We start from the raw sequence: 22,258 nt of genomic DNA on the forward strand, positions 1-22,258 counted from the left end.
CCTTTTAGACGCGCCCATTTTCATACATTTCTCTCAAGCGCCTTTTTTCTTCTTGTCTTTTTATCTTTCTTGCCTCTTTTCTGTGATATTCCTCAATATCAAATCCCAGCAAAATCGTAAGCTTTGGAGCCAAAAACATCGAGCTATAGGTCCCAAAAACCACACCCACAAGCATGGGCAAAGAAAATCCTATAATATTTTCCCCACCAAAGAGATAGAGTGTCAAAAGCACAAAAAACACCGTCAATGAAGTAAGCAGAGTCCTAGAGAGCGTGTGGGAGATAGCCTCATTAATCACTTCTTGAATGTCATTGCTCTTATCTACTAGCATCCTCTCCCTAATCCTATCAAAGACGATAATCGTGTCATTAATGGAATAGCCAAGCAGAGTCAAAAGCGCAGCGACCACTTCAAGATTGAGATCAATATGAAAGACAATCACCGAAGCAGCAGTGATAATCACATCATGCAACAAAGCTAGGATGCTTGCCAGTGCAAAGCGCCATTCATAGCGAAAACTCACATAGAGCATCATGGCAATGGCTGCCAAAATTAGGGATAAAATCCCCTTTTGCTTGAGTTCATTTCCCACCTTTGGCCCCACGGTATCAAGCTTTCTGAGCTCAAAATTCCCCGTGTCTTTGAGGACTTCCACAAGCATGGTATTGAGATTTTTGCCCAGCAATGTCTCAGTGTAGGGAATCTTTATCTGCACCTCAAACTTAGAGCCATATTCACTCACCTGCGAACCCCTAAATCCCTCTGCTCTATCTAGCCTCTCTCGGATCTGACTAATGGGAGCGGGTTTGTCATAGCGGATCTGTGCAGTACTCCCGCCAGCAAAATCAATTCCTGGGACAAAACCCTTGAAAAAAATTAATGCCAGTGCACCCAAAATCACCAAAGTCGAAAAAATCAAGCCGTAAGTAGAATAGGCGACAAAATCAAAAATTCTGACTTTTTTAAAAAACTCCATTTTATTTCCTTGTAATGCCAAACCAAAAATACAATGACTTTGTATTGGCAATCTTTGGCAAGATGGCTTGATAAAACCCCTGTGTCCCCACAATGGCTGTGATGATGGAGGCTAGAATCCCAATCCCTGTGGTAAGCGCAAATCCCTTGATTGCACCTGTACCATAAGCATAGAGCAATACAGAGGCAATGAGGGAGGTGATATTGGAATCAAAGATAGCTCTTGAAGCATTGACATAGCCAATGTGCACCGCGCGCGCCGCACTCTCTCCAGCACGCAGAGCCTCTCTGATACGCTCATTGATGATGATATTTGCATCCACTGCCACACCCACAGTAAGCACGATCCCAGCCATCCCAGGAAGCGTCAAAGTCGCGCCAAAAATTGCCATCACAGAAATAATTAAAAAGATATTTACCACCAAAGCACAAGTGGCAATCACCCCCGCCATGGAGTAATAAACAATCATGAACCCCACAACCAGTGCAAAACCACTTATTAGGGCAATCATGGAAGCTCTAATGCTATCCTTCCCAAGACTTGGACCCACACTGCGCTTCTCTAGCACCTCTAGGGGAGCGGGCAGGCTGCCGCTGCGCAGAGTGATTGCCAAATCGCTTGCCTGCTCTACGCTAAATCCCCCACTAATCTGCCCACTGCCGCCACCAATACGCTGACGAATCACAGGAGCAGAATACACCTTCCCATCTAGCACGATTGCCATACGCTTGCCAATATTTGCACCAGAAAAATCCCCAAAAACCTTCGCTCCTTGAGAATCCAGCGTAAAACTCACCACAGGCTGATGGGATTCATCATAGGCTACGCGAGCATCTGTGAGCCTATCTCCATCCAAAATCGGAATAGCCTTGAGCAAAACCTTGCCTCCAGGATGGCCATTTTCTACAGAAAAAGGCAAAATCACATCCCCATATTTCTGAGCCTCTAACTCACTCATGGAATCCACCCTAAGATTATGATCCTCATCCACTGCCATCATTTGCAAATGCGCGGACTTTGCGATCAAATCCCTCACGCGATTCTCTTCCTCCACGCTCTTAATCCCAGGAAGCTCCACCAAAATATTATCCCTGCCCTGCTGAGTGACACTTGGCTCAGACAATCCAAATTGATCCAGACGATTGCGGATGGTGGCAATGGCCTGAGAGATAGCATTTTTCTTGATCTCTTCGATTTCTTGAGGAGTGAAGGTAATGGTATAAAAATCCCCCTGTTTTTGCACCTGAATGCCATTTATTTTTGCCAAAATCGCATCGATAACTTTGGCATCTTCAGAATCAATAAGCTCAAAACTCACTTGATCCTCTTTGGGATGCAATTTCTCTAATAAAATCTGCCTTTGCTTCACATCAAAACGAATCAAAGAGGCCAAGGAAGCATAGCGCGCCTTAATGGCCTCTTGGGTCTTAACGCCTAATAAGAGATTCAATCCTCCTTGCAAATCCAATCCCAGGCTGATTTTTGGGCCATGGGTCTGGAAGAGAGAGGGGATGGAGAGGCAAATGCCAAAGAGTGCAGCAAGGAGGAAAATAATAAGGCGAGTGTTGAATATTTGCTTCATTATTGCGCTGGTTGCTCTTCCACTTTATAGGCAATAAAATCTTTAGAAACCCTTGCTATGGTTTCATCATTGAGTTTCACGCTAAAAAACCCCTCTTCTGGTTTGAGCACCTCGCAGATAAAACCGCCATTAGTGACGATTTTGTCCCCCTTTTTTAGCTCTTCGATCATCTGCTTATGCTTTTTTTGCTGATTTCTCTGCGGGCGAATAATGAAAAAATAAAAAATCAAAATCAGTACAACAAAAGGCAATAAAGAGCTCAAGATTCCTTGTACATTTTCCATAATTTCTCCTTAAAATAAAAAAATAATGCAATCATAGCAATTTTTGCTTAATTTATCATTTTGCCTTATTTGCGAATCTATCAAACAAAAGCAGAAGAAGAGAACCTGCTACTGCAGACAAAAAAGATGAGGATAAAATGGCCACCTTTGCCACTTCTGCGGATGCTGGATGAGAAAAGGCGAGATTTGAGACAAAAATCGACATCGTGAAGCCAATCCCCGCGAGTGTCCCTGCACCAAAAATATGCATCCAACCCACTGCTTCTGGCTTTTTTGCAATCCCAATTTTGTCACAGAGAAAAGTAATGAGAAAAATCCCCAAGGGCTTGCCGATGAATAATCCCAGCAAAATGCCCAAAAAAATATGATCAATTTGCAAATTAATCTCACTAGTAACCCTCACACCCGCATTTGCAAAGGCAAAAAGCGGCATGATAAAATACGCACTCAATGGGTGAAGCATATGCTCTAATCGCTCTAGCGGACTTTGGAAATGCGAGGATTTTTTGTAGAGAGACTGGATTTCTTTATGCTCTAAGCCATCGATTTTTTCCTGCACCGCTTGATTGAGCTTAGAGATGCTTTCTTTGAAAGATTTCAAGACTGCTGCTTGCTTGAGTCTGGGTTGCAACGGGATGCAAAATGCCAATACAACCGCAGAAATTGTCGCATGGATCCCACTATGATGCACCAAATACCATAACAAAACCCCAAGTAGCAAATAGGGGATGAGGTTTTTGATCCCAATTTTGTTGAAAAAGATTAAGACCACGATCACAAGAGCAGCAAAAAACAAATAATTCCAATAAATCTGCGTGGTGTAAAAGAGTGCAATGACAATAATGGCACCCAAATCATCCACCACTGCCAAGGTCACCAAAAACACCTTGAGCGAAAAGGGTACACGCTTACCTAGCAGCAAGATAACCCCCAGAGCAAAGGCGATGTCTGTAGCCATGGGAATCCCAAAGCCACGAGAAGACTCCGTCCCTAGATTGAGACCATAATAAATCATCCCAGGGATCACCATCCCCCCAAGAGCAGCCACAACAGGGAAAATGGCTTTTTGCAAGCCAGAGAGCTCCCCAATCAAAAATTCTCTCTTAATCTCTAGCCCCACCATCAAAAAGAAAAATGACATCAACACATCATTAATCCAATGATACAACTCAAAGCCTAGAAAATGCCCACCAAAGCTAAAGCCAAATTCTGTATGCCAGAGCTTAAAATACCAATCAGAAAAACCAGAGTTAGCAGCAATGAATGCGAGCAGCATGCTAATAAAGAGACAAATTCCACTAAAGGATTCGCTTTTAACAAAACGCAAAAAAAGTCTTTCTAAAAAGAGTTGTTGCCTCATTCTTCTTCCTTAGTAATGGGATTTGCATGCCTAAACATCCTGCAAGACTCTAGACTTTTTGATTTGGGGCGCATTTTGATGGTCCCTGAATCTTATTTAACCTTCTTAAAGAGCGATTCCTTGACCTGGGCTAAACTCCACTGCATCCGAGATATCTTTAGTTTTTTAGGCTTATTGTCATGTTGTTTGAGCGCATTTTGACTTTGATCCCCAATGCCCTACCCCCAATACTTCACGACCCTCTTGGGCTCTAAGCCAGCCCTAGCAGATCCAAAATCTCAGTAGTTATGAAAATTCTGCGATTTGCTTGCAAAATACAAACTTCTAGATTATAGCCAAACAAGAGCAATTCCTGCCAAAATCCCAGTATCAAAGCAAACTTTTTGACACCTTGCAACAAAGCTTAGAGCATATTGCCACAAAAGCGCAGGAATGAAGGAAAATTCACGCCCAATTGCCTACATGCTAAAACATATCAAAAGCACTTATTGATTATTAAAAAGCGGCAAAATCTTGGCGTCGATGCTGGTTGGAGCATCTACTCCAAGTGCTTGGAGTAAACCCTAGAAATCTAGGGTGAACCTTGAAAAAAGCAGCGCTACCAAGGAAGATGAAACTGGCTAGAAAGGCTAAAAAGGCTTGATGCTACGTGATACTCTCTAGACAAAAATGCTAAGAGATTTTCACTTTTGCAATGGGGAAACATCGAGCTTATAGGATAGAGCTAGATAAAATATTTTTTTGATAAATGCCGCGCTTATGGGATGAATTTCAGGGAAACACCACACATATGTGTTACCAACCAAAAATGTTGGGAATAAATAAAAAACGCTAGATAAAATCAAGGAAAACTTGCCAAGAACTACGCTTCTACAACTAGTCTAACCAAAAAATATCGAGAGACTTTTGCAACGGATTCTTGAATACTAAGAGATTTGAAATATTTAAGAAAAGACTGCCAAAAGGCAGCCTAAAGGGGATGTTATTTCACCCTTTCTACATATTCGTGGGTTTCGGTGTTTACGCGGATTACTTCACCCTCTAGAACATGGAAGGGGATCTGCACGACCACGCCAGTCTCCAAGGTTGCGGGCTTTTTGCCACCGCTGGAAGTATCACCCTTGAAATTTGGGGCAGTCTCAATGATCTTGAGCTGGACAATTTGTGGAACATCTACAGAAATCGCCTTGCCATTATGAAAGAGAACCTGCACATTCATACCATCAAGCATCCATTTAGCTACATCTCCTACTTGATCATCACTGAGCGCCAACTGCTCATAAGTCTCCGTGTCCATAAATTGAAACGCCTCACCATCATGATAGAGATATTGCATTGTCCTTTCCACTAGGTTTGGTTCTTCGCATTTATCTCCAGCATGAAAGGTTTTTTCAATCACCCTGCCATCAAAAAAAGATTTAATCTTTGCCCGCACAAACGCTGCACCCTTACCAGGCTTTACATGTTGATATTCCACGATCCTATAAGGAACACCATCAATCTCAATCTTTAAACCCTTCTTTAATTCACTCATACCAATTGCCATGCCTTCTCCTTAGATCTTGTCACTTGAACCAAGAAGGCGCATGCGCTCGACCATTACCTTCTTCATAGCTTCCATACCAGGGGTAAAAAACTTTCTCAAATCAAACTGTGTGGGATCATCATTTGCCATTTTTCGCACGGCTGCAATAAAAGCAATACGTAAATCCGTATCCGTATTGACCTTATTGATCCCACCCTTTATGGATTCTTGTAAAAATGCGAACGGCACCCCCTTGCTCCCCTTCAGGTCTCCTCCTGTTTGCAAAAACGCTTCACGCACATCATCGGGGATGGCGCTTGCACCATGCAACACCAAAGGAATATTTGTAAGCCTTTTCACCTCTTGCAATCTTTCAAAATCCAGTTTTGGCTCGCCTTTAAATTTAAAAGCACCATGACTTGTACCAATTGCAGGAGCCAAATAATCCACATGAGTTTCTTTGACAAAAATCTCAGCTTCTTGTGGGTTTACCAACACAGCATCTTTCTCATCTACAGAAATATTATCCTCAATTCCCATCAATCTCCCCAACTCTGCCTCCACGCTCACGCCATGTCCATGTGCAAAATCCACCACTTCTTTGGTCAGCTTTAGATTTTCCTCAAAACAATGATGGGAGGCATCAATCATCACAGAAGTGAAACCTGCCTCAATGGCTCTTTTACATGACTCAAAGCTTGTGCCATGATCCAAGTGTAGCGCCGCAGGAATATGAGGATAGCGCTTTGCCATAGTTTGAGCCATTGATACGACAATATCAATGCCCATGTATTTGATAGCACCCTCACTTGCCTGAATGATAATCGGAGAGCTTGCCTCATTTGCAGCTGCAAAAATTGCCTGCAACATTTCAAAATTCACAAAATTGAAAGCCCCCACTCCATAAAACTCCTTGTGTGCTTTTTGTAGAATTTCATTTCCTTGAACTAGCATTTTATCCCTTAATGATTAATTGTAATTTTTGCATTACTTCTCAAATGCTGAATCTTATCCTGAGCCATTTCTTGGAATTTTCTCTCCTTAAACATATTCTCAATTGTTGGTTTTGCTTCGGCAAAAGAGATGGTTTTAGGGCTTCCTTTTTTGATCAAATAAACGACATGATAACCATATTGTGTTTTTACAGGTGTTTTTGTATAGGTATTAGGAGAAAGCGCAAATACTGCATCGCCAAATTCAGGCACCATTTGATTTCTTTGGAATGTTCCCAGATCCCCTCCGTTTTGTGCTTTTTTTGCGTTTGGATCAGTGGTGTATTTGTTGGCCAATTCGATGAACTTTTGCTCAACTCTTGACTTTGGAGCTTTGTTGAGCTCTGCGATAATTTTCTCAGCCTCTTCTTTGGTTTTTACCAGAATATGTCTTGCATGTCCCTCTTGCTGGATGAATTGCTTTGGATTGTCATCATAGAATTTCTTAACCTCTGCCTCAGGAATGACGGTTTTTTTTGCTTGTTCTGCGACATTATGCTGCCAAGCTTGCAAGAGTAACTGCTTTTTTATGTTTTCCAATGCCTCTTGGTACTCTCTTGTTTGATCAAGCTTCTCTTTTTTTGCCGCTTTTTCAATCAAAATTTCATTGACTTTTTGATTAATGAGCCCATTTTTTTGCTCTGTGGTCAACTTATTGAAGTCAAAATCGGGCGCTTGTTGCTTCAAGACATCAAAATCTTTTTCTGTGATTATCTGATCATCAACACTTGCTAAATCTTTTGCATAGGAAATTCCCGTAAAGAGGATGCTCGCGGCAATTGCGCTAATAATCTTATCGTAAACCATTTTTTTACTCCATAAATGAATTTTTTTGAGAATGAACGCCTTATTCTACAACAAAAATTTAAATCATGCTAGAGCCCAACATGAAAGAGGGTCTTTTTGGCCAAAGTTTAGTCAAAGAGAATTTTTTTGGCTAAAAAATAACCACCAAACACACAGGAAAGCACCGCAAAATTGGTGAGCAATACGTAAATGATGGCCTTTTGATAGGCTGCTTGCTTCACCAGCAAGAACGTATCTGAACCAAATGAAGAAAAGGTCGTAAATCCACCCAGCGCCCCAACCATCACAAATAATTTCCATTGCCCAAACAACCCACGCTCCACCATTAAATACACGCAGATCCCCATAATCAATCCACCCAGTGTATTTGCAGCCAACGTCCCATAGGGAAAACCTGGAAAACGCGAAAATAGCAAAGCAAGACTATAGCGTCCCATGCTCCCAAGCCCTCCTCCCAAAAATACAAAAAGCCAATGCATGCTCTCACCTTTTTCAAAATTTGGCACGCATTGTATAGCAAAAAATTAAATCAAAGGTTTGTTGCGCGAGATGGGCACTCTTGGCACATCTTGGTTGCAGGAGAGCGTTTACACAGAAATGTATATTTTTGAAACATATAGCCAAAGAAGCAACAAAGTTTTTACCAGTCCCATCCCCGTTTTTCGTCGCAGATTCTCACTAAAGATAGAAGATAGCATCACCAGACTTTGATCAAACTTGATGCTTAAAGGAATTTTAAAATCTCAAGCGTTCTCAAAGATCCACCACAACCTCACTCAAAGCCACACACATCCAAACAAACCACCCACGCTGCTCTAATATCCTACTTCAACCCACAAATCCCAGACAACAATCACCAGAAAAAATTAACACACCCCGCAATAATAACAGCAAAGCCACCCCCAACAAACGCGCTTCAAGGTAGGCGCAGGGCAATCTCTTTGGCAAAATGAATGCAGCTTTGAATGTCTTGCCTAGGGCTTACAAATGCTTCAATTTCCTCATCAAATACACTAAAAGTAGTAAGTCCAATGGCAATGGCAATATAGCTTCCATCCCAAGAAAAATTTTGCACAAAGGAGAGATAATGACTGGGCGCAGTGAAAATTAAGATGCTTTTTGGCTTGGGCTTTGGCAGTATGTGTGTGTTATTGCGCTTATTTTCATATGCAACAATCTGCTTCAATATAATCCTAGCAGCCTGCAGCCTTTCATCAAGCTTGGAAACAATTTTTTTGGCACGAAAATACAGCACTTTTTTGCCCCTTAGCATAGGGATAATCTCATCTGCAAAACCAGAGCCATGAGAATCCTTCCCCACATATTCCACACAAAACCCATGCTCGCCTAGTGTTTGCGCGCTTGACTCTCCAATTGCATATGCGGGAATTTTTTTGAGATACTCAAATTGTGGATATTTCTTTATATTTTGCTGCAGAGATTGAGCTGCATTTTTGGAGGTAAGCACCAGTGCATCAAAATCCCCCCTAAGCTCTCTTAGAGAATCCAGCATATCTAGATGCTCAATCTCATTGACTACCAATGTTTCTACATCCGCATGGGGTTTGGAGCTTACTAATACAATCTTTCTCATCCATACTCCCTAAAATACCAAAATAGCAACATGTCCCCAACTGTAAATGCGCCCATAAAATGCGCCTCAATGCAATGGGCAAAAATCCTAGCCCTCTTGCAATTGCTTGAAAACCATCCCTTCCTTTCTCAAAAATCCATGCTTCCAGTGCAAGCCACCTGACCTTATTCAAAAATCCTCGCACAAACATTCCAATACACAAGCGACCATGACTTAGTAATCTTGCCAATATTTTGGAATGTTTTGCTCATAGGATTCTATAGCAGGGAGATGTTTTAGGGTTATCGCAATCTCATCCAGACCCAAAAGCAATCTTTGCTTCCATTTGGGGTCGATCTCAAATTTTACACGAAAATCCCCTGCTCTCACCACTTGGTCTCTGAGATCCACTTCCACCTCACCCTTTGCAAAATGCTTGCGCACCTCAAGCGGAAGGGAAATGGGTAAAAGTGCGTTTTTGATTGCATTATTATAAAAAATATCGCTAAAACTTCCTGCAATAATAACAGCAAATCCATAATCCATCAATGCCCAAACTGCGTGCTCCCTAGAGCTTCCTGACCCAAAATTCTCTCCTGTAACCAAAATGCTCGCACCTTGGTTTTCTGGGGCATTGAGTACAAAATTTTTATTTAGACTTCGGTCTTTGTTATAGCGCCAATCATCAAACAAAAACTCTCCAAAACCACTCTTTTCAATACGTTTCAGATAGGTTTTTGGAATCAATTGATCAGTATCGATATTATCACACCAAAGCGCCACTGCCCTGCCTTTATGGATTTCAAATTTCTGCATTGCTCCTCCTTGATAATTCTCTAACATCTACAAATCTCCCATGGATTGCAGCAGCAGCTGCCATGGCCGGGGAGCAAAGATGGGTGCGAGCATTTTTGCCTTGTCTGCCGATGAAATTGCGATTGGAAGTAGAGGCACAATGCACAAATTCTGGCACCCTATCATCATTCATTCCCAAACACATCGAACACCCTGGCTCCCTCCATTCACAACCTGATTCTAAAAAAATCTTATCTAGTCCTAATTCTTCCGCTCTTTTTTTGACCTCTCTAGACCCTGGGACAATGATAGCACGCACACCCTCTTTGACATGCTGATTTTCTAGGATCTTTGCCGCCTCTTTGAGATCACTCAAACGCCCATTCGTGCAAGAACCAATGAAGACATATTCTATGGGAATATCTTCGCCACTTTGCTGGGGTGTTAATCCCATGTATTCATAAGCGCTCTGCTCTTCTTTTGTGCGGATTTGAGGGAAATTTTGCAAAATCCCCACTGCCATTTGCGGATTTGTCCCCCAAGTAATCATTGGCTCAAGCATACTTGCATCAAGATGTACAAGCTTATCAAATGCCCTCACGCTATCGCTATAAAGCAATCTCCAATCCTTTAGTGCATCTTCAAAATTCTTTGGAGCAAAGCGTTTTTCTCGCAAATAAGCAAAGGTTTTTTCATCCGGAGCAATCATTCCTATTTTTGCACCCATTTCAATTGCCATATTGCAGATGCTCATGCGCTCTTCCATCTCTAAGGCCTCTATACCTTCTCCAAAAAATTCTACTCCATATCCTGTGCCAAAATCCACTCCAAAGCGCGCAATAAGTGCCAAAATCATATCCTTAGCATAAACGCCTGCTGGAAGCCTTCCGGTAATCTCTATGCCCATTTTTTTGGGTTTTTTTTGCCAGATGCTCTGGGTAGCAAGGACATGCTCTACCTCACTTGTCCCTATACCAAAAGCAATGGCTCCAAATGCTCCATGCGTAGCTGTGTGAGAATCTCCACATACGATAATCTTCCCTGGTTGAGTAAGCCCGCTTTCTGGCCCTATGACATGCACGATCCCCTGCTCTTGGCTGCCATGATCCCAAAGCTCTATTCCAAAATCTTTGCAATTTTGACGCAAGGTATCCATTTGCTTTTTGGCAATTGCATCTTTGATATGATGTATATCTTTTGTAGGGACATTATGATCCATCGTGCCAAAAGTTTTGTGTGGAGCATGCACCACTCGATTTTGATTGCGCAGACCCTCAAATGCCTGGGGAGAAGTCACCTCATGAATCAAATGCAAATCTACATAAAGCAACTGCACCTCATCCTCTTTCCCTGCAATGACATGGGAATCCCAAATTTTATCTAACAAAGTTTTTTCCATCTCTATACCCTTCCCTTATCATTTTTTCCTTATCATTTTTCTTTGAAATTCCTCTTTATTTTTCTTTATTTTACCCTGTGGATTTCCCCGTGATCTTATGAAATTTTGCGATTCTATTTATTGCGCCAATCGCACTAGTCGCATCAAGTTTCTTGATCGCGCTGATTCCATCCATTGGGATGGACCTTGTCAAATTTCGCAGATCCCATCAGGATTGTGCGCCATCCCTTTTCAAACAATCCACCACAGCCTCTGTGAATTCCTTGGTATTTGTTTCTCCACCCAAATCCGGAGTAAAAATCCCATTAGCAAAGCAAGATTCCACAGCATTTCTAATGCGATTGGCATGGACCTTGTCTCCAAAGCTAAACTCTAGCATCAAAGCAAGACAAAAAATCATGCCCACAGGATTTGCAATCCCCTTGCCTGCGATATCAGGAGCAGATCCATGTATGGGTTCATAAAGACTTCTTCCCCCCTCTCCCATGCTCACACTTGGACACACTCCAAGACTTCCCAAAAGCACGGAGGCCTCATCGCTCAAAATATCTCCGAACAAATTCTCTGTTACAATCACATCATAATCCCGCGGCTGCAGCAAGATTTTCATCGCCATAGAATCTACATACTGATGCTCTAACACACAGTCTTTGAATTCTTCATGCAGCTCTTCTGCGACCTGGCGCCAGAGCTTGGAAGTGGCAAGCACATTTGCCTTATCTACGGAGACAACATGTTTTCTGCGCGATCTAGCAAGCTCAAATGCACAGCGCAAAATCCTCTCAATCTCTTCACGCCGATAAGAACAAGTATCAATTGCATGATCTTCTTGTAGTACCCTTGGTGTGCCAAAATAAATCCCTGAAATCAATTCACGAACAATCACAAAATCACTTCCCTGCAGGATTTCTGATCGAAGGGGTGCGCGATTTTTCAGCGCCTCACTCACGCAAATAGGACGCAGATTGCAATAAAGCCCCAGGGATTTTCTAAGCTCTAGCAATCCTTGCTCTGGGGTTTTTTGTGCATGTTGATATTTTGGCGCGCCAATGCAAGCTAGCATTACTGCCTTGGCATTCAAACAAGCATCCAATGTAGAATCTGGCAATGGTGTGCCATATTTATCGATTGCCACCCCGCCAAAATCACAAAATTGCAGCGCGAAATGCTCTTTTACTGGCATGAGCGCATGCCATACCTCCAGCATACTATCCATGATTTCACCACCAATCCCATCCCCCTTCAAACAGACGATTTTTTGCATTTACACTCCTTGAATTTTTATTTCATTGCTTCCCTTTTTCCAAGAATTATATGCCTGCACATAGGCCTTAGCACTAGCATACAACACATCAAAATCCACACCACTACCATTAAATCTCTTACCATTTTTATCTGCAATGCTCACAAACACTTGTGCCTGAGAATCCTCCCCAGAGCTTAGAGATTTGATTTCATAACTCAAAAGCTCTGGGGATTGAAGTAGCAATTTATCAATGGCCTTATAAATCGCCTGCACACTGCCATCTCCGATGCTAGATTCCACATGCACACCGCCATCATATTCTAGCGATACCACTGCACTTTGATAGCCACTAGAAACATATTGCAATTGAATATTTTTGATTGCAAAATCTTCTTGCGCCTTATAGTTATCTGATAAAAGCGCCAAAATATCAGAATCCTCTACTTGCTTCTTTTTGTCTGCAAGAGATTTAAAACGCAAAAAAAGAGAATTCATTTCTTCTTCCAAAACCTCATCATACCCCAGTGCCTTGAGCTTCTGTGCAAATGCATGACGGCCTGAGAGTTTGCCAAGAGGCAGGCTATTGTTTGCTACTCCCACGAGCTGCGGAGTGATGATCTCATAGGTTTCTGGATTTTTTAGCACTCCATCTTGATGGATTCCTGATTGATGCGCATAAGCATTACCTCCAACTATAGCCTTATTTTTAGGCACAGGGATGCCTGAAAGATTTGCGACAAGATCGCTAGTTTGTTTTGTCAATGCCAAGACAATATTACTTGTCGCCCTATAATGCTCCCTTCGAATATGCAATGCCACAGCCACCTCTTCTAATGCAGTATTTCCCGCACGTTCACCAATCCCATTGACTGTGCCCTCCACCCTACCTGCACCATTTTCAACTGCAGCAAGTGCATTGGCCCCCGCCATCCCTAGGTCATTATGGCAATGACAGGAGTATAAAATCTCTCTTTGGCTCTTACAGTTTGTGCGCAAAAATGCAAAAATCTCTCCATATTCCTGAGGTGTGATATAACCCACAGTATCAGGGATATTAATCACACTTGCTCCTGAATCTATGGCCATTTGCACAGATTCTAGCAAGAACTCCCTCTCTGTGCGACAGGCATCTTCGGGGGAAAATTGCACAATATCAAAAAGTCCTCTAGCATAGCCTACAAATTCTTTGATTTTTTCCAAAACCTGTTGGCGAGTCATTTTTAGTTTATGGCGCAAATGCACATCACTTGTAGCGATGAAAATATGAATCTGCTTAAATTTAGCAGCCTCCAATGCCTCATAAGCCTCATCAATATCTTGCTTATTGCAACGCGCTAAAGCTGCCACACAAGCCCTTTTGACATGCTTTGCAATTGCCTGCACTGCTTCAAAATCCCCCTTAGAAGCCCTGGGAAATCCTGCCTCAATCACATCTACACCCCACCTTTCAAGCTGCAGGGCAATCTGAACCTTATCCTGCGTGCTAAAATGCACCCCTGGGGTTTGCTCACCATCACGTAACGTAGTGTCCAAAAACTGTATTTTTCTCATCACATGCTCCTTATGCGCTTATGTACCTGGAATTACACAATTGATAAAAAATAAAAAACCAAAAGAATGAAAAACTAGAATTGCAGTAGTGGTGACAAATAAAAAACAGAAAAAGATAAGAAAAATTTATTTTTCATTACAATCACCGAGTTTTGAATTTTCCAAAATAGAGTCAAAATGATTTGGAAACAAGATGAGGTTATCTTTTTTCTAAAAGATTGTCAATGCTTAGGCTTTGGGAAGATTTTTTTTGGGAAAGATGATGGGAGAACTTAACATTTTGGGATTTATCGCTTAGTTTTTGGTGCTTTTCTTGCATTCTTAATGCTTTGGTATTTGGAGATGAAGCGGGGTGGGGGTAACCCCGATTTTATCAGTCGCGATTTTTAGCACAATCACGCAAAGATGAAGCGCAAGGATAATCAATGCCTATTGTCTCCTACCAAAAGTAATCCCATAGACCTCATTTCGGATCTGGAACAAAGGATCATTGGGAGGTCGCACACCTGTGGGGAGATCTGATGGAAAATACACATCTTTATTGCAGCCCATTCCCTCATATTGCTCAATCTTCAATGTCCCTGCATACAGCTCCCTATGCTTGCCCTTCCAAAGTGCGGTAGTATCATTGATCGCATCATTCTTATTTGCAAATACAAGATACATCTTGTATTCTATGGGCTTAGTTTTAACATGCTCTTGGAATGCAGTAAGGAGATAATCAGATTTCTTTTCTTTTAGGTCTTGATTGCTTAGATACCTTACACCATCTACAGGCACAAATTTCCATTTCGCAGGCAGCATTTTCCCTGTTTTTTTGTCTTTGAACATAAAAGTATGCACGCTGTAATAAGGGGTATTTGCCACGCTTGGAGTAATTCCTACGTTTTTCATATAAGCATCAAATCTTCTATAAGAAGCAACTTCTTGAGAGAGTTTTTTGACTCTTTCCTCATCTACCTTGCCATTTTTAGGAGTCCTCATAGCAAGGAATTGTATAAATTCTTCAGGATTCTTGGCAAAAAGAATCTCTGCATTTGTCATTACCATTGTCCAAGTGCCGCCCTTACCCTCCAATTGTAGCGCCATACCCCTGCCCTTACTTCTATCATCCATCTCCACACCTCCCAAAGAATATCTTACAAATGCGGGAATCTCTTTTTGATTAAGCAATGGCACATCTAAAGAATCCCTTGCTTCTTGACTAGAGAGAAACACACCCTTTGTACAAAACCCCTTGGTGTGGTTGATTTTCATTTTGGGATCTTTGCCATTAAGCTTATAGAAAGCATCTGCGATGCCTTCAGCGCTCACATCATGGGCATGGGCAAATCCCATGCAAGAAAACAATACAGCACATACACTCAAAGAAATTTTTTTCATTCTTTACTCCTCATTCGAAATTCATGCAATCATTTTGATTTTAATCCCTGCTAGATTTTACGATAACTAATCGCCTCTAGAACATGGGATTTTTGGATGACCTTGCTTCTAGCAAGATCTGCGATGGTACGGGAGACTTTTTTGGTCTTATTAAGTGCGCGCATAGAAAGCCCAAAGCGATCCTTTGCGTGCATCAATAAATCACGCGCTTCTTGATCCATCTGGCAAAATTCCTCGATCTCTTGGTCACTCATCTTGCCATTGAGTCTTTTTTGACCACGCTCTTTTTGCTGAATAAATGCAACAAACACCTGCTCTTGCATGGTTTTTGAATCCACATCACTCTTTGCATTTTGCTCATTTTCTGCCATCTGCACAAACAAATCAATACGATCCAAAAAGGGCTGGCTTAGGCGATTTTTGTATTTGGCAATCTCACTATCATTGCAGCGACATTCATGAAAGACGCTCAGCAAATTCCCACAGGGACAAGGATTTTGCGCCCCGATGAATAAAAATGAAGTGGGATATTCCACCTTGGAATGCACGCGCGAAAGCGCCAAAACATTATTCTCCAAAGGCTCACGCAATGCCTCAAGCACAGACTTTTCAAAATGCGGCAACTCATCAAAAAATAGCGCCCCTAAATGCGCCAATGCAATCTCGCCTGGCTTGGGATCTTTTTGCAATGCAGATCCGATGATACTGGCCTTTGAGGCACTTTGATGCGGGGATTTGAAATTTCGTAAAGGAGTGAGCTCTATTTTTTCATGATTCCAAGTATTAAGCTTTGCATTTTGCAAGATCTCCTCTAAGCTCATAGGTGGTAAAATACCCTGCATGCGCTTAGCTATCATACTTTTGCCACTGCCAGGACTTCCTTCCAAAATAATATTATGAAATCCACTAGCTGCAATCAAAGCCGCTCTCTTAGCATTTTTTTGCCCCTTCACATCAGAAAAATCCAAGCCAAATTCCCTAGGATAGAAGTATTTCTGCCCCAGCACTTCAAAATAAGGAAAATTGAGATTTTGTAGATTTTGCTCTGGGATTTCATCTGCTTGCAAAATCTCTAAAGCCTCTTTGAGATCATGGGCATAGACGCAACGCAGATTGGGCACAAAAGAAAAAAATTCCCTGCTCTCATAAGGCAAGATCATGCAGGCATCTGGCTCTTGCAATAACACATCTAACACCAAACCAAAAAGCACATCACTATGCTTAAGCATCCCATCAAGCCCAAGCTCACCAAAAGCAAACCAACGATTTTCTAACTCTTTTAGACACTTTTGCATGCCTACCAAAAGCGCGATGGGCAAATCAAAATGGCTCCCATATTTGGGGAGGTCGGATGGTGAGAGATTAATAGTGATTTTTAGTGGAGGGAAGCTAAAACCGCAAGCTACTAGCGCAGATTGCACCCTTTGTTTGGATTCTTGGATGGCATTACTCGCAAGTCCTGAGATCACAAACGCAGGCAATGCGCGGGTAAAAGAGGCCTCCACCTCGACAATACTAGCATAAAGCCCAAAGCGTGTCGCGCAATAAATCTTGTGTACCATCTGCGCCCACTAGGAATTTTTGAGCTTTTTTAGCTCTTTTTCAAATTTTTTGCGCTTAAGAATAGAAAGCTTGTCAATGAATAAAATCCCCTCCAAATGATCCATCTCATGCTGCAGTGCCACAGCCAAAAACCCCTGAGCCCTGAGGACTTGCTCCCCACCAAAGCGATCTTGATAGCCAAGAGTAATACTTCCATAGCGCTTGACTTCCTCATAAAATCCTGGCACAGAGAGGCATCCCTCATTCCAAAAAATTTCCTCTTCTTGATGCAGAATGACAGGATTGATAATCTCTAACAAATCTTCTTTGTATTGCTTGCCATCTTCTTGACGCGGGATATTCACAAGCAAAATCCTATGCAGTCTTCCCACCTGTACTGCAGCAAGCCCCACGCCCTCTCTCTCCAGCATCGTGTCGTACATATCATCCAAAAACGCATGCAAAGAAGCATCAAAATTCTGGACTTCTTTGGATTTTTGGCGAAGCAGGGGATGGGGATAGGAGAGAACTTCTAAAACCGCCATTATTCCACTTCATCCTGGGGATATACCTTGAAGCCAATTTTTTCATCCAAGGCAAGATTGAGCGCCATCAGAGAGGATTGCACGATGTTTTCTGTGGTTTTTTTGGGGGTGATTTTAGCAATCCCTATGCAAATATCCAGCACAATATCCTTGCCATCAGAAAAAACATTCGTAGCCCTTGCTGCCTCAATCAAGCGCTCCGCGGCCTTCCTGGCACTCTGGAGATCCGAATTCTTTAGCCCCATGGCAAAGATTCCGTTGCTAAAATAAGCCAGAATATCGCTGCGGCGAGAGGTTTTTAGCAGGAGCCTTGCGATGCTTTTTAGCAAAATCAGCACGGTGGTCTTGCTGGTAATCTGGCTAGAAACTTCTTTAGAAAGCGTGAGGGTTAGCATGGTGCTTTCATGTTTGAATCCCTCAATGAGCTCTTTTTCTTTGTCGATGAGGGCAAGAAAATAGCGTTTATTATAGACTTCAAATTGAGAATCATAGATACTATTTTCACTAATGGAAGTGACGATTTTTGCAGCATTTTGATATGCATCCTTCAGGTGATTCAAATCCCTATCTGCCTTTTCCTTCACCGCTTCTAGATCCTTCAAAAAAAGCTGGATGAGATTGTTTAAAACCAGCTTATTATCGATATTTGAGAGTTCTTTAGCGTATTTCTCTGTGATGTTTTGGGCCACCTGCAAATTTTTATAAAGCAAGGAGACAAAATTTAGAATCTGCTTGATATTCTTAAAACCATCTTTTACGGTTTTCTCAAAAAATACCATCCGATCCTCGCTCGTGGACTGCAAGTCAATGAAGGTCTGGATTTTTTGGCGTGAATCTTGGTCTTGTTTTTCTAGCAAACGCTCAAAATACATCTGATAATTTGCAGGCAATGGCGGGAGGGATTCATTCTTTATCGCCTTTATAGCATCCTCTGAGATGCGTTCCACCTTCTCAACAAGCTGCCTCTCAAACTCTTTGAGGGCACCATCAGCATCCTCAGGCCCTCCACCCTCTGCTCCAACTTCCTCAAAATAAGGATTGCTATTAAAATCTAATTTTTCGTCTTTACTTTTATCTTCTGGCATGGTATTTCTTTATTTTAAGCTTTTTTCCAAAACCTTGTCCACCAGGCCATATTTCTGCGCTTCCATAGCACTCATAAAAAAATCCCTCTCTGTATCTTGTGAGACTTTCTTGAGACTCTGCCCTGTGTTTGATGCTAGGATTTCATTCAAAATCTTTTTAAGGCGTAGAATCTCATTTGCCTGGATCTCGATATCTGTGGCCTGTCCCTGTGCGCCGCCCAGGGGCTGGTGGATCATGATACGCGAATTTGGCAGGGAGTAGCGCTTTCCCTTGGCCCCAGAGCTCAGCAATAATGCACCAGCTGACGCAGCCTGGCCAACGCAGATGGTAGCAACATCGGGACGAATATAATGCATCGTATCATAGATGCTAAATGCACTAGTAACTGCGCCACCTGGGGAATTGATGTAGAAATAGATGTCTTTTTGTGCATCCTCTGCTTCCAAAAACAAGAGCTGGGCGACAATGGAAGATGCCACCATGTCATTAATCTCTCCGCTAAGCAATACAATGCGATCTTTTAGTAATCTGGAGTAGATGTCATAGCTTCTCTCGCCCTTGCCAGTTCTTTCGATCACATAGGGGATGTAATTCATTACTGATCTCCCTTTTTGGGACTTCTCACTCTGCCTACAGCTCTTTTGCTTTCTTTTTTTGATGCACCCTCTTTTGCCTTGTCCTCAGATTTTTGCGGTAGCTTGTCTACAAACTCCACTTTGGTATCTAGCAGATTCTGTAGTACACGATCTTCCACCATAGCCATTTTGATCGCAGGAAGGAGATTATTACTTTTGTAATACTCGATGATCTGGGTGGGATTTTGACCCATCATCATCGCCTCATAATAAACAGTCTGGAAAACCTCATTATCCTGGACAGTGATATTTTTTTGCTTAGCCAGAGCATCGATGATGAATGTCACTTGCACACTGTTTTTGGCCTCATCCCTAAAGCTCTCTCTTTTTTCCTTTGCCTTCTCTGGATTCTCCTGCAAGGTCTTGAGCTCTTCTTCTGCGATGCTGCTCAAAGAATTTCTAAAAAGTAAATCCATCTCTTGCTCGATGACCAAATCCGGCAGATCAAAATGAATCTTTTCTAGAAAATTCTCCACCAATTTTTCTTTCAATTCTTCATTGTAAACCTTTGTTTTTGCCTCAAGCTCTAGTTGCTTTTTGATTTCAGCATCTAGATCTCTCAAGCTCGCAGTGGCATTTTGGGGAAGTAGTTTTTTTGCAAGGTCGTCATTGATTTGGGGCTTGTCTTTTACCTTGATGGCATGGAGCTTGACCTTGAAGGTCGCATCCTTACTGGCAAGATGCTTAACATGGTATTCTGCAGGAAAGGTTATGGAAATCTCTTTTGCCTCATCTGCAAGCATCCCTAGCATAGCATCCTCAAATCCAGGGACAAAACTCCCACTCCCAATGATTAGCTCAAAATTCTCAGCCTTCCCACCTTCAAAGGGTTTGCCATCCACAAAACCCTCAAAATCAAATACCGCGACATCATCATTTTCTAGCCTCTTGTCCTTGGGAGCATCAATGAGGGGGGCCTCTCTCTTGGCAATCTCTTCAAGTCTTGTTTTGACTTCCTCTTCTGTCACCCTTGGTACTTTTACTTCAGGGATGCAAGCAGGGACAGAATCCAAAGGAATGTCTGGAGTGAGAGAAATCTTGATCTCCACATCAAAGCCACCATCTTTTTCCTCCATTTTGGTCATCATAGGATCACCCAGCACCTGTCTTGCATCAAGATGCAGATCTTTTAATGCATGCTGCAACATCTCTTGTATCGCATCTTTTTGCGCATCCTGCCTGATGCTATCTTGGTAACGGGAGCGGATAAGCTGGAGGGGCACCTTGCCTTTTCGGAAACCATCTAGCTTCATGGTTTTGCTTAATCTTGTCGCAATCTTTGTAATTTTATCTTCCAAATCTTTAAGCGTAATCACGCCGCTTGCGATGACGTTGGCGCTATTGATCTTATTTGTTCTTAACTCCATAACCTTCCTTCAGCAAAAATAAAGTATAATTTCGGGATTTTAGCAAAAAATTCTTTAATCTAACTAAAAGAAGGCAATTTACCGATGTCTTTGCAAAGCATCAAAGCAAAACTAGAAGCCCCCCTACAACTCTCTCCAAAATTTGGATTGGTCGAGAAAATCACCCCCACCATTCTCTATGCCTCAGGCCTCACACCCAGCATCGGGGACATCGTCTGTGTGCATCGAGAGGATGGAAGTTCAGGGCTTGGGATGGTCACCCTCTGTCAAAGCGAAAATTTTGGCTTCACCCCCTTCTCTTTCATCGAAGGTTACAAAGTAGGGGACAAAGTTTTTATCGAAAAGGAGGGCTTTTTGCTGCCCGTTGGAAAGGATGTGCTTGGACGGGTGATTGACCCTTTAGGAAATCCTATCGATGAGAAAGGCCCTATTACCACAAGTGCACACATCCCCATCATCTCCCAACCCATCAAAGCCATGAGGCGCGGGGTGATTGATGAGGTTTTTTCTGTGGGGATCAAGGCTATCGATGGCCTTCTCACCTGCGGCAAGGGGCAAAAACTTGGGATTTTTGCGGGATCTGGAGTGGGAAAATCTACATTGATGGGGATGATTGTCAAAGGCTCCAAGGCCCCCATCAAGGTCGTGGCACTCATTGGGGAACGGGGGCGGGAGGTGCCAGAATTCATCCAAAAAAACCTAGATAACAATCTAGAAAACACCGTGATTGTCGTAGCAACCAGTGATGACTCTGCACTCATGCGCAAATATGGGGCATTTTCTGCTATGGCGGTGGCAGAATTTTTCAAAAATCAAGGGCATGATGTTTTGTTCATCATGGATTCGGTTACACGTTTTGCCATGGCACAGCGAGAGATCGGGCTAGCCCTTGGTGAGCCACCCACTAGCAAGGGTTACCCTCCTTCGGTTTTGGCATTGCTTCCGCAGTTGATGGAGCGAGCTGGGAAGGAAGAAGGTCGGGGGTCAATCACGGCATTTTTCACTGTATTGGTGGAAGGAGATGATCTAAGCGATCCTATTGCCGATCAGAGTCGCAGCATCCTAGATGGCCATATTGTGCTTAGTCGCGAGCTCACAGATTTTGGGATCTATCCCCCCATCCACATTCTCAATTCCGCCTCCAGAGTGAGCAATGACATCATCACAAAAGAACACAGGAATGCAGCCAAGAATTTTCGCAAGCTCTATGCCCTACTCAAAGAAAATGAGGTTTTAATCCGCATTGGTTCTTATCAAAAGGGCACAGATCCCGATCTAGATGAGGCCATTGAGAAAAAAAAGTTTATGGAGGATTTTATCACTCAAGAAGAAGATCAGCTCTTTGATTTTGATGCGATCATAGAAGAACTCTACAAAATCCAGCAATAAACACCCAGAATTTGTAGGCTGGATTCTGGGCTTAGTTCTTGACTCCAGGGATTTGTTTTAGACCCTATTCTTTGGGCTTTTTTGACCTGTGGCGGCGGTTTAGATAGAGCTTTTGCGCTCATGAGATTTTTGAAAATACCCCAAAGATAATCCCGAAGGATTTTAGCGCAAAGTTTGGAGGAATTTTTAGCCAGAATTTAAAATATTCCCAAGAGTCTTGG

The 22,258-nt window shown here is 42.4% G+C and carries 21 protein-coding genes; 1 reads left to right on the forward strand and 20 read right to left on the reverse strand.

The window, feature by feature from the left end:
- Positions 1-4 precede the first annotated feature (4 nt).
- The 20 genes from secF to tig all read right to left on the reverse strand — a co-directional run bounded on the left by secF (position 5) and on the right by tig (position 20,648).
- The gene (gene secF, locus DQN48_RS05305) at positions 5-976 is read right to left on the reverse strand and encodes a protein translocase subunit SecF (RefSeq protein ID WP_013023335.1); all 972 of its coding nucleotides are present in this window, start codon (positions 974-976) and stop codon (positions 5-7) included.
- Position 977: 1 nt separating this feature from the next.
- Positions 978-2,558 carry a protein translocase subunit SecD gene (gene secD, locus DQN48_RS05310; RefSeq protein ID WP_013023336.1) on the reverse strand — a complete coding sequence of 527 codons (1,581 nt, stop codon included), beginning with the start codon at positions 2,556-2,558 and terminating at the stop codon, positions 978-980.
- A complete protein-coding gene (yajC, locus tag DQN48_RS05315) occupies positions 2,558-2,842 on the reverse strand; it encodes a preprotein translocase subunit YajC (RefSeq protein ID WP_013023337.1) in 285 nt (94 codons plus the stop codon). The genes secD and yajC overlap by 1 nt, the downstream gene beginning before the upstream one ends.
- Positions 2,843-2,897: 55 nt before the next feature.
- On the reverse strand, positions 2,898-4,202 hold the full coding sequence (gene nhaA / locus DQN48_RS05320; protein WP_013023338.1) for a sodium/proton antiporter NhaA: 1,305 nt from the start codon (positions 4,200-4,202) through the stop codon (positions 2,898-2,900).
- A gap of 250 nt (positions 4,203-4,452) precedes the next feature.
- Positions 4,453-4,599 carry a hypothetical protein gene (locus tag DQN48_RS07685; RefSeq protein WP_170118059.1) on the reverse strand — a complete coding sequence of 49 codons (147 nt, stop codon included), beginning with the start codon at positions 4,597-4,599 and terminating at the stop codon, positions 4,453-4,455.
- A gap of 585 nt (positions 4,600-5,184) precedes the next feature.
- Complete coding sequence (gene efp, locus DQN48_RS05325; protein WP_013023339.1) at positions 5,185-5,748, reverse strand: elongation factor P; 564 nt, start codon at positions 5,746-5,748, stop codon at positions 5,185-5,187.
- Between the two features lie 9 nt (positions 5,749-5,757).
- On the reverse strand, positions 5,758-6,681 hold the full coding sequence (locus tag DQN48_RS05330; RefSeq protein ID WP_013023340.1) for a class II fructose-bisphosphate aldolase: 924 nt from the start codon (positions 6,679-6,681) through the stop codon (positions 5,758-5,760).
- 8 nt (positions 6,682-6,689) lie between these two features.
- Positions 6,690-7,526 (reverse strand): peptidylprolyl isomerase, encoded by an 837-nt coding sequence (locus tag DQN48_RS05335; protein ID WP_013023341.1) that lies wholly within the window; start codon positions 7,524-7,526, stop codon positions 6,690-6,692.
- Between the two features lie 107 nt (positions 7,527-7,633).
- A complete protein-coding gene (crcB, locus tag DQN48_RS05340; RefSeq protein WP_013023342.1) occupies positions 7,634-8,005 on the reverse strand; it encodes a fluoride efflux transporter CrcB in 372 nt (123 codons plus the stop codon).
- Between the two features lie 437 nt (positions 8,006-8,442).
- Positions 8,443-9,120 (reverse strand): uroporphyrinogen-III synthase, encoded by a 678-nt coding sequence (locus DQN48_RS05345; protein WP_013023343.1) that lies wholly within the window; start codon positions 9,118-9,120, stop codon positions 8,443-8,445.
- Between the two features lie 213 nt (positions 9,121-9,333).
- Positions 9,334-9,915 (reverse strand): 3-isopropylmalate dehydratase small subunit, encoded by a 582-nt coding sequence (leuD, locus tag DQN48_RS05350; RefSeq protein WP_013023344.1) that lies wholly within the window; start codon positions 9,913-9,915, stop codon positions 9,334-9,336.
- Positions 9,902-11,293 (reverse strand): 3-isopropylmalate dehydratase large subunit, encoded by a 1,392-nt coding sequence (leuC, locus tag DQN48_RS05355; protein WP_013023345.1) that lies wholly within the window; start codon positions 11,291-11,293, stop codon positions 9,902-9,904. The genes leuD and leuC overlap by 14 nt, the downstream gene beginning before the upstream one ends.
- A 208-nt stretch (positions 11,294-11,501) precedes the next feature.
- Positions 11,502-12,557 (reverse strand): 3-isopropylmalate dehydrogenase, encoded by a 1,056-nt coding sequence (leuB, locus tag DQN48_RS05360; protein ID WP_013023346.1) that lies wholly within the window; start codon positions 12,555-12,557, stop codon positions 11,502-11,504.
- On the reverse strand, positions 12,558-14,090 hold the full coding sequence (locus DQN48_RS05365) for a 2-isopropylmalate synthase (protein ID WP_013023347.1): 1,533 nt from the start codon (positions 14,088-14,090) through the stop codon (positions 12,558-12,560).
- Between the two features lie 429 nt (positions 14,091-14,519).
- Positions 14,520-15,473, reverse strand: coding sequence for a catalase family peroxidase (locus tag DQN48_RS05370; protein ID WP_013023348.1), 954 nt, complete (start codon positions 15,471-15,473; stop codon positions 14,520-14,522).
- A 50-nt stretch (positions 15,474-15,523) separates the two neighbouring features.
- The gene (locus DQN48_RS05375) at positions 15,524-17,035 is read right to left on the reverse strand and encodes a YifB family Mg chelatase-like AAA ATPase (RefSeq protein WP_013023349.1); all 1,512 of its coding nucleotides are present in this window, start codon (positions 17,033-17,035) and stop codon (positions 15,524-15,526) included.
- 9 nt (positions 17,036-17,044) lie between these two features.
- Positions 17,045-17,560, reverse strand: coding sequence for a peptide deformylase (gene def, locus DQN48_RS05380; protein ID WP_013023350.1), 516 nt, complete (start codon positions 17,558-17,560; stop codon positions 17,045-17,047).
- The gene (locus DQN48_RS05385; protein WP_013023351.1) at positions 17,560-18,645 is read right to left on the reverse strand and encodes a diguanylate cyclase domain-containing protein; all 1,086 of its coding nucleotides are present in this window, start codon (positions 18,643-18,645) and stop codon (positions 17,560-17,562) included. The genes def and DQN48_RS05385 overlap by 1 nt, the downstream gene beginning before the upstream one ends.
- Positions 18,646-18,654: 9 nt before the next feature.
- Positions 18,655-19,242: an ATP-dependent Clp endopeptidase proteolytic subunit ClpP gene (gene clpP, locus DQN48_RS05390; RefSeq protein ID WP_013023352.1), complete on the reverse strand. Its 588-nt coding sequence runs from the start codon at positions 19,240-19,242 to the stop codon at positions 18,655-18,657.
- Positions 19,242-20,648 carry a trigger factor gene (gene tig / locus DQN48_RS05395; protein WP_013023353.1) on the reverse strand — a complete coding sequence of 469 codons (1,407 nt, stop codon included), beginning with the start codon at positions 20,646-20,648 and terminating at the stop codon, positions 19,242-19,244. Before tig ends, clpP begins: the two co-directional genes overlap by 1 nt.
- 84 nt (positions 20,649-20,732) lie before the next feature.
- Here tig and fliI point away from each other — a divergent pair, with 84 nt between their 5' ends.
- A complete protein-coding gene (gene fliI, locus DQN48_RS05400) occupies positions 20,733-22,037 on the forward strand; it encodes a flagellar protein export ATPase FliI (protein ID WP_013023354.1) in 1,305 nt (434 codons plus the stop codon).
- Positions 22,038-22,258: the final 221 nt, after the last annotated feature.

The organism is Helicobacter mustelae (assembly GCF_900476215.1).
Taxonomy (GTDB): Bacteria; Campylobacterota; Campylobacteria; order Campylobacterales; family Helicobacteraceae; genus Helicobacter_H; species Helicobacter_H mustelae.

Coding starts and splice junctions, on each gene's coding strand:
- leuB (WP_013023346.1), bottom strand. CDS start 12,557: ATGCAAAAAATCGTCTGTTTGAAGGGGGATGGGATTGGTGGTGAAATC.
- DQN48_RS05385 (WP_013023351.1), bottom strand. CDS start 18,645: ATGCCAGAAGATAAAAGTAAAGACGAAAAATTAGATTTTAATAGCAAT.
- def (WP_013023350.1), bottom strand. CDS start 17,560: ATGGCGGTTTTAGAAGTTCTCTCCTATCCCCATCCCCTGCTTCGCCAA.
- clpP (WP_013023352.1), bottom strand. CDS start 19,242: ATGAATTACATCCCCTATGTGATCGAAAGAACTGGCAAGGGCGAGAGA.
- secF (WP_013023335.1), bottom strand. CDS start 976: ATGGAGTTTTTTAAAAAAGTCAGAATTTTTGATTTTGTCGCCTATTCT.
- yajC (WP_013023337.1), bottom strand. CDS start 2,842: ATGGAAAATGTACAAGGAATCTTGAGCTCTTTATTGCCTTTTGTTGTA.
- DQN48_RS05335 (WP_013023341.1), bottom strand. CDS start 7,526: ATGGTTTACGATAAGATTATTAGCGCAATTGCCGCGAGCATCCTCTTT.
- DQN48_RS05330 (WP_013023340.1), bottom strand. CDS start 6,681: ATGCTAGTTCAAGGAAATGAAATTCTACAAAAAGCACACAAGGAGTTT.
- nhaA (WP_013023338.1), bottom strand. CDS start 4,202: ATGAGGCAACAACTCTTTTTAGAAAGACTTTTTTTGCGTTTTGTTAAA.
- efp (WP_013023339.1), bottom strand. CDS start 5,748: ATGGCAATTGGTATGAGTGAATTAAAGAAGGGTTTAAAGATTGAGATT.
- fliI (WP_013023354.1), top strand. CDS start 20,733: ATGTCTTTGCAAAGCATCAAAGCAAAACTAGAAGCCCCCCTACAACTC.
- DQN48_RS05345 (WP_013023343.1), bottom strand. CDS start 9,120: ATGAGAAAGATTGTATTAGTAAGCTCCAAACCCCATGCGGATGTAGAA.
- secD (WP_013023336.1), bottom strand. CDS start 2,558: ATGAAGCAAATATTCAACACTCGCCTTATTATTTTCCTCCTTGCTGCA.
- leuC (WP_013023345.1), bottom strand. CDS start 11,293: ATGGAAAAAACTTTGTTAGATAAAATTTGGGATTCCCATGTCATTGCA.
- DQN48_RS05365 (WP_013023347.1), bottom strand. CDS start 14,090: ATGAGAAAAATACAGTTTTTGGACACTACGTTACGTGATGGTGAGCAA.
- crcB (WP_013023342.1), bottom strand. CDS start 8,005: ATGCATTGGCTTTTTGTATTTTTGGGAGGAGGGCTTGGGAGCATGGGA.
- DQN48_RS05375 (WP_013023349.1), bottom strand. CDS start 17,035: ATGGTACACAAGATTTATTGCGCGACACGCTTTGGGCTTTATGCTAGT.
- DQN48_RS05370 (WP_013023348.1), bottom strand. CDS start 15,473: ATGAAAAAAATTTCTTTGAGTGTATGTGCTGTATTGTTTTCTTGCATG.
- tig (WP_013023353.1), bottom strand. CDS start 20,648: ATGGAGTTAAGAACAAATAAGATCAATAGCGCCAACGTCATCGCAAGC.
- leuD (WP_013023344.1), bottom strand. CDS start 9,915: ATGCAGAAATTTGAAATCCATAAAGGCAGGGCAGTGGCGCTTTGGTGT.